The organism is Streptomyces sp. NPDC059456 (genome assembly GCF_042750055.1).
Classification (GTDB): Bacteria; Actinomycetota; Actinomycetes; order Streptomycetales; family Streptomycetaceae; genus Streptomyces.
The window spans coordinates 1-6,534 of sequence record NZ_JBHYVA010000484.1; the positions used below are offsets into that span (position 1 = coordinate 1).

At 72.7% G+C, this 6,534-nt stretch carries 7 protein-coding genes; 2 read left to right on the plus strand and 5 right to left on the minus strand.

Features of this window, described 5'->3' with window-relative positions; genetic code table 11:
• Positions 1-116: 116 nt before the first annotated feature.
• The 3 genes from ACFXA3_RS31035 to ACFXA3_RS31045 all read right to left on the minus strand — a co-directional run bounded on the left by ACFXA3_RS31035 (position 117) and on the right by ACFXA3_RS31045 (position 2,208).
• Entirely contained in the window at positions 117-653 is a 537-nt protein-coding gene (locus ACFXA3_RS31035) for an NUDIX hydrolase family protein (RefSeq protein WP_385192085.1), read from the minus strand.
• Between the two features lie 74 nt (positions 654-727).
• A complete protein-coding gene (locus ACFXA3_RS31040) occupies positions 728-1,288 on the minus strand; it encodes an SUKH-4 family immunity protein (RefSeq protein ID WP_385192088.1) in 561 nt (186 codons plus the stop codon).
• A gap of 119 nt (positions 1,289-1,407) precedes the next feature.
• Entirely contained in the window at positions 1,408-2,208 is an 801-nt protein-coding gene (locus tag ACFXA3_RS31045; RefSeq protein ID WP_385192090.1) for an NAD(P)-dependent oxidoreductase, read from the minus strand.
• A gap of 58 nt (positions 2,209-2,266) precedes the next feature.
• Between ACFXA3_RS31045 and ACFXA3_RS31050 the strand changes: the two genes are divergently transcribed.
• Positions 2,267-3,166 carry a LysR family transcriptional regulator gene (locus ACFXA3_RS31050; protein ID WP_385192092.1) on the plus strand — a complete coding sequence of 300 codons (900 nt, stop codon included), beginning with the start codon at positions 2,267-2,269 and terminating at the stop codon, positions 3,164-3,166.
• Between the two features lie 42 nt (positions 3,167-3,208).
• Here ACFXA3_RS31050 and ACFXA3_RS31055 read toward each other — a convergent pair whose 3' ends face one another.
• Both ACFXA3_RS31055 and ACFXA3_RS31060 read right to left on the minus strand, forming a co-directional pair.
• Positions 3,209-3,721 (minus strand): universal stress protein, encoded by a 513-nt coding sequence (locus ACFXA3_RS31055; protein WP_385192094.1) that lies wholly within the window; start codon positions 3,719-3,721, stop codon positions 3,209-3,211.
• A 5-nt stretch (positions 3,722-3,726) separates the two neighbouring features.
• Positions 3,727-4,983 carry an SLC13 family permease gene (locus ACFXA3_RS31060; RefSeq protein ID WP_385192100.1) on the minus strand — a complete coding sequence of 419 codons (1,257 nt, stop codon included), beginning with the start codon at positions 4,981-4,983 and terminating at the stop codon, positions 3,727-3,729.
• 299 nt (positions 4,984-5,282) lie between these two features.
• Here ACFXA3_RS31060 and ACFXA3_RS31065 point away from each other — a divergent pair, with 299 nt between their 5' ends.
• Complete coding sequence (locus ACFXA3_RS31065) at positions 5,283-6,341, plus strand: 3-oxoacyl-ACP synthase III family protein (protein WP_385192097.1); 1,059 nt, start codon at positions 5,283-5,285, stop codon at positions 6,339-6,341.
• The last annotated feature ends 193 nt before the right edge of the window (positions 6,342-6,534 follow it).

Below are 6,534 nucleotides of genomic sequence, written 5' to 3' on the forward strand. Positions count from 1 at the left end.
GGGTCCACGTACGCCCCCCCCCCGGAGATAAAATAATAATAAAAAAACAAAAAAAACCCCCCCCACCCACCCCCCCCCCCAACACGGCATTTCGGCGGACCGGGTGCGCGGCGACTTCAGTACGTGTGTCCCACGTGCGCGAGGGCCTGCTTCAGCAGCACTGCGTGGCCGCCCGGCATCTCGTTCTGCACGGCCGGCGACGCCGCCTCCTGCGGGCTGAACCAGACGAGGTCCAGGGCGTCCTGCCGGGGACGGCAATCACCCGTCACCGGCACGACGTAGGCGAGTGACACCGCGTGCTGCCGGGGGTCGTGGTAGGCGGTGATGCCCGCCGTCGGGAAGTACTCGGCGACCGTGAAGGGCTGCAGCGACGTGGGGACGCGGGGCAGGGCCACCGGGCCCAGGTCCTTCTCCAGGTGGCGCAGCAGCGCGTCACGGACCCGTTCGTGGTGCATGACACGGCCGGACACCAGGGTGCGGCTGATCGTTCCGTCCGTCCCGATCCGCAGGAGCAGTCCGATGCTGGTGACTTCACCGGCGTCGTCCACGCGTACGGGGACGGCCTCGACGTACAGGATGGGCATCCGTGCCCTGGCCATGTCCAGCTCATCGCTGGTCAGCCAGCCGGGTGTGGTTTCGGTCATGTCAGACATCGCTTGATCATACGGTCCGGGGCGGCCGCAGCCCAGATCACACGTCTGCCGGGTGCCGGGTGCCGGCCGCGCCGTCACAGCATGGGGTACGAGTCGAGGAACGACTCCCAGAACTGCGCCCCGCTCTCGAACGGCAGGGGGTCCCACCGCGACATGCCCTCACGGACGATCTCCTCGACGGCAGCCCAGTCGTAGGGGTCCGGGCGCTCCTCGGGGCCGGGCTTCTCCACGGCGAACTTGTAGACGAGGTAGCTGAGCGAGGAGACGTCCCGGTGGATCAGCTCGTACTCGATCTCGGAATCCGGGTCGGACACCCAGATCGTTCCGTCGCCGAGACGGACGAACACGTCCCCCTGGAACAGTTTCCCGAGCGGTTGCAGTCGGCCGTGCGGGGTGTCGACCGGTTCGGGATCCGGCCCTTCGGCAAAGGCCCTGTCCGGGGTCGCCGGATCCCGGTCCACCAGCTCCTCCAGGATTCGGAAAAGCCCTCCCGAATGCGGGATCCCGATTTCCGTCGCGAACCGCGCGCCGTCTCCGTCGGGCCATATCCGGGCCGCCGTCCCGGGCCGGAATCTCAGCAGATCTCCCGGCACGGCCCCATCCGTGATCACGCGCCAGTCAACCTGGACCAGCATCGGTCACCATCCCTTGCATGTGCGTGCACGAACTCCGGTGCACGTGCGGCTCACCGTCGATATCGCCGGAATCCTAATCAATGCGCGGTCGCCGCCGAGCCGCCGCGGTGGGTCCCCCGTCAGTGCCGGAGGGCGCTGATGTCTTCCGTGTCCGGCCGGGGCCGGGCCGCGAGGACGGATCCGACGGCCTCCAGGACCGGGAGAGAGGCGTGGGCGGTGGCCAGGGCCACGTCCTTGGCCGCGAGCGAGACCGGGAAGTGGGAGCCCTCGGCGAACGTGCGGGCGACCGCGCCGGCCAGGGGTCCCCTGGCCAGCTGTGAGCGGACCAGCTCCGCGGGCAGGCCGAGGGCCCGGCCGAGTGCGAGGGCCTCGGACACCAGGGCGACGCCGCCGATCGCCGCGTTGATCAGGACGACCTTCAGGGCCGCCCCCGTGCCGGGAGCCCCGCACTCGGTGATCTCGCCGAGCGGGCGCAGCACCGTACGCACCGGCTCGGGCAGGGGGCAGCCGCCCGCCAGGATCCACAACTGCCCCGCGGCGGCCCGGTCCACACTGCCCATCACCGGGGCGTCGGTCAGCGTCACCCCGTCCGGGAGGCGGGCCGCCAGCGCGTGGATCGTGTCGGGGCCCACGGTGGAGGTGTCGATCCAGTGCGTACCCGGCCGCAGCGCGGGGATGACGGCGTCCGCCACGGTGTGCGCGGCTGCCGGATCGGACAGCATAGTGACGACGACGTCGGCGTCGCGGACGGCTTCGGCCGGCCCGGCGGCGAGCCGGGCGCCGGCGGCGACGAGCGGGGCCGCCTTGTGCTCCGTACGGTTCCAGACGGTCAACCGGTGCCCGGCACCGAGCAGTCGGGCCGCCATGGGGGCGCCCATGGAGCCGAGCCCGAGGAATGCGATCTTCGCTGCGTTCTTCATGGGTCGACGGTAGAAAAGTCCCCACCCATGCCACAAGCGAATGTCTAGCATGGCTGCCATGCATGATCCGCAGAGCTTGTACGAGGTGTTCCTGCGCGTGGCACGGGACGGGTCGTTCACCGCCGCCGCCCGCGGCCTGGGCTACACCCAGTCGGCCGTGTCCCGGCAGATCCAGACCCTGGAGGAGCAGTGGGGCACCGCACTGTTCGACCGCCTGCCGCGCGGGGTGCGGCTGACCGAGGCGGGACGGGTGCTGCTGCCCCACGCACAGGGCATGCGGGACCGGCTGCGCGCTGCCCGCGCCGAACTGGACGTACTGCGCTCACTGGACGGCGGGACGCTGCGGGTCGGAGCCTTCGCCACCGCCGACGTCTCGCTCGTGCCGTGCGCCGTCGCCTCGTTCGCGGCCCGGCATCCGGGCGTCACCGTCGTCCACACGGAGGGCCCCACCGCCAAACACGTGGAGCTGCTCGCCGAAGGCGCGCTCGACGTGGCCGTCCTGAGCGCTCCCGGCGCAGTGCCGCCCACGGGTCCGGATCTGCACGACCTGTGGGACGAACCGATGTACGTGGCACTGCCGCGCGGGCACCGGTTCGCCGGGCGGGCCCGGCTGCGGCTGGCGGAACTGGCCGACGAGCCGTGGATCGAGGGCGATGTGCGCCCCGACCGGACGTTGCTGGCGCCGGCGCTGGCCGACGGGTTCCGGCCGCGGGTGGTGTTCCGGGTCAACGACTGGACGGCCAAGCTGGGGTTCGTCGCGGCGGGCCTCGGCATCACGGTCCTGCCGGCCCTCGCGGCCGGGGCCGCCCGGGCGGACATCGCCCTGGTCCCGGTGGACCCGGCGGACCTGCCCCACCGCAGGGTCTACGCCGCCACGGCCCGCGGCACGACCCCCTCCGCGGCGGCCACGGCCTTCCTGGCGGACCTGCGCGGGGCGGTGGCGTCGATGGATCGCTGAACGGGTGGGGCGGGGGGTGCCGGCCCGAGGCCGCCCGCGTGGTCAGTGCCGGCGCGGCGGTCGGTGCGGCGGACGGGGTGGTGGCGGCGGGAGGGTGGTGGTGGCGGGCGCGGTCTCCGGCCAGACCAGCAGGACGGGGCACGGCGCGTGGTCGACGATGAACCGGCCGGCGGGTCCGAGGCTTCGGGGTCCCAGGTGGCTGCGGTCGCCGTCCCGGGCGAGGACGAGCAGCTCGGCGCCGTCGGCGGCGGCCACGACTTCCCGTTCGACGCGGCCGGAGCGCTCGGTGCGGGTGCACGGTCGTCCCAGCCGGTCGGCTGCGGCGGCCAGGAGCCGCTCGCCCGCTTCGGTGGCGAGGTGTTCCACCGCCGTGCCGGGGTCGCGGTCGGGGCGGGCGCGCCCCAGCAGTCCGGCGTAGGCGCCGTGTGCGGCGCCCGGCACCTCGTGGCCGGTGACGTGGAGCAGCACCAGTTCGGAGTCCGCCGGCGCGTGGACGCGCGCGGCGTCGACGCAGGCGGGCCAAGTGCCCTCCACGACCCAGACGATGACGGTCACGGCGTTCAGCCTCCGATCGCTTGGAGCGAGACCCACAGTGCCACCACCGAGAGCAGCAGGGTGGCGGGCACGGCGAGCAGGCCGAGCCGGGTGAACTCGCCCAGCTTCACGTCGGTGTCGTGCTCGTGCACGATACGCCGCCACAGCAGGGTGGCCAGGGAACCGGCGTAGGTGAGGTTCGGGCCGATGTTGACGCCGAGGAGTACGGCCAGGACCGCTCCGGGGCCGGTGGGCGCGGTCAGCGGGAGCAGGACCAGGACGGCGGGCAGGTTGTTGATGACGTTGGCCAGTACGGCCGCCAGTGCCGCGATCGCGAGGAGGGCCGGGAGTCCGGTGCCCGCGGGCACCAGGTGGCCGAGGGCGTCGGCGAGGCCGTTGTCGACCACCGCGCGGACCACGATGCCCAGGGCCAGGACGAAGGCGCAGAACGGCAGGGCCGCGGCCCGGACGATCGTGCCGGGGGTGGTGCGGCGCCGGGCCAGGGCGCGGACGGCCAGGGCGGCCGCGCCGGCGGCGGCGGCCCAGGCCGGGTCGATGCCGACGGCCGAGGTCACCACGAAGCCCGCCAGGGTGCCCGCGACCGTGAGGAGGGCGAACAGCGGCACCTCGCGCGGCTCTTCGGTGGGCGGGGCCGTGGCGCCCGCGTCCAGGTCGGTGGCGAAGAAGCGCCGGATCACCACGTACTCGGTGGCGATCGCGACCAGCCAGGGCAGCGCCATGAGGGCGGCGAAGCGGGTGAAGGCCAGGCCGCTGGCGGCGAAGGCCAGCAGGTTGGTGAGGTTGGAGACGGGCAGCAGCAGCGAGGCGGTGTTCGACAGGTGGGTGCAGGCGTAGACGTGCGGCTTCGCGCGAGCGCCGAGCCGGGCGGCGGTGGCGAACACCACGGGGGTCAGCAGCACCACCGTGGCGTCGAGGCTGAGCACCGCGGTGATCAGCGAGGCCGTCACGAAGACCAGGACCAGCAGCCGGCGGGGCCGGCCGGCCGCCCGGCGGGCCATCCAGGCGCCGCAGGCGTGGAACAGGCCCTCGTCGTCGCACAGCTGGGCCAGGACCAGGACGGCCGCGAGGAATCCGATCACCGGGCCCAACCGGGCGGCTTCGGCCGCCGCATGGTCGAGCGGGATCGCGCCGGTGGCGATGACCACCCCGGCGGCGGGAACGGCCACGGCGGCTTCGGGCCAGCCCCACGGCCGGATCACCGCGCAGGCCAGCACGGCCAGCAGGAGGGTGACGGAAAGCGCTTCGGCGAGTGCGGCGTTCAGGGTCGGGGCCTTTCCTGTGGTGCAGTGAGCGGACCGGATGCTTCCGGACAGGTTTTCGAGTGGGTGTGCCTCCCGGGGAGGCGTGGAGGCCTTGCCCCGACTCAGTGTCGCAGCAGGGCCGGGTGGCCGGTATGCGACCGTATCTTCCGTATTTGGGGAGCTCTGGGCAGCCGGTGAGATGTCCGTACGTTACGGTAACTTCGCTGTCCGTCATTCCCGGACGCATCTTGCACCCCTCTGTCATCCACCGCCCCGGCACCCCCATGCCCACGGGCGGATCGCCACGGAGAACGACACACATGAGCACCACCGCACACAGCCGCATAGCCTCCTTAGGGGCCCGGCTTCCCGCAACAGTCCAGACCACCCCCCAACTCGCCGCCCTGGTACCGGGGCTGGGCGATGTGGACATCGAGAAGATCACCGGGATCGCCGAGCGGCGCGTGTGCGACCCCGATCCCGCCGCGGGTGAGGACTCGTTCGGGATGGCCCTCGCCGCCGCCCGGGACGCACTGGGGTCCTCCCGCTACCGGGCGGCCGACCTCGACATCGTCATCTCCGCCTCGATCACCCGTTTCCGGGAGGGCGATCGCTTCACGTTCGAGCCGTCGTTCGCCGCCATGCTGGCGGGTGAGCTGGGCGCCCGCTCCGCCATCCACTTCGACGTCTCCAACGCCTGCGCCGGAATGATGACGGGCGTCTGGCTGCTCGACCGGATGATCCGCTCCGGTACGGTGCGCCGCGGTCTGGTCGTCAGCGGAGAACAGGCCACCCGCGTCGCGCAGACCGCCGCACGGGAGATGACGGATTCCTACGACCCGCAGTTCGCCTCGCTCTCCGTCGGGGACTCGGCCGCCGCGGTCGTCATGGACGTGTCCACCGATCCGGGGGACCGCGTGCACTACGTCGAGCTGATGACCTGCTCCGAGTACTCCCACCTGTGCATGGGGATGCCGAGCGACCGGACCCGGGGCATCGCCCTCTACACGGACAACAAGAAGATGCACAACCGCGACCGGCTCAGGCTGTGGCCGCGGTTCCACGCGGACCTGCTGGCCAAGGGCGGCCGGACGTTCGCGGACGAGGGGTTCGACTACGTGATCCAGCACCAGGTCGGCACCCGTTTCATCGACTACGCCAACGCGATGGCCGAGGACGAGTTCGCCACCCCCATGCCCACGTCCCTTTCCGTGGTGGAACGCTGTGGAAACACCGCCACGACCTCGCACTTCCTGACCCTGCGCGAACACCTCAGGGCGGGGTCCGCCCGCCGCGGGGCCAGGTTCCTGCTGGTGCCCGCGGCCTCCGGCGTGGTCACCGGCGCCCTGTCCGCGACCCTCACGAACGTGGGGGTGTGAGCCATGGGCATGATCATCACCGCCGCGGAAACCGCCGTTCCCGCTCCGGCCGCTCCCACCACCGCACCGCAGACCCCCGGCCGGGCACCGGCGTCCGCCGTGGACCTCGCCGCCCGGGCCGGGGGGGGGGGGGGCCGGGGGGGCGGGCGGCCGCCGCGGACGGGGGGGGGGGGACCAGCGGCGGGGGCCCCGG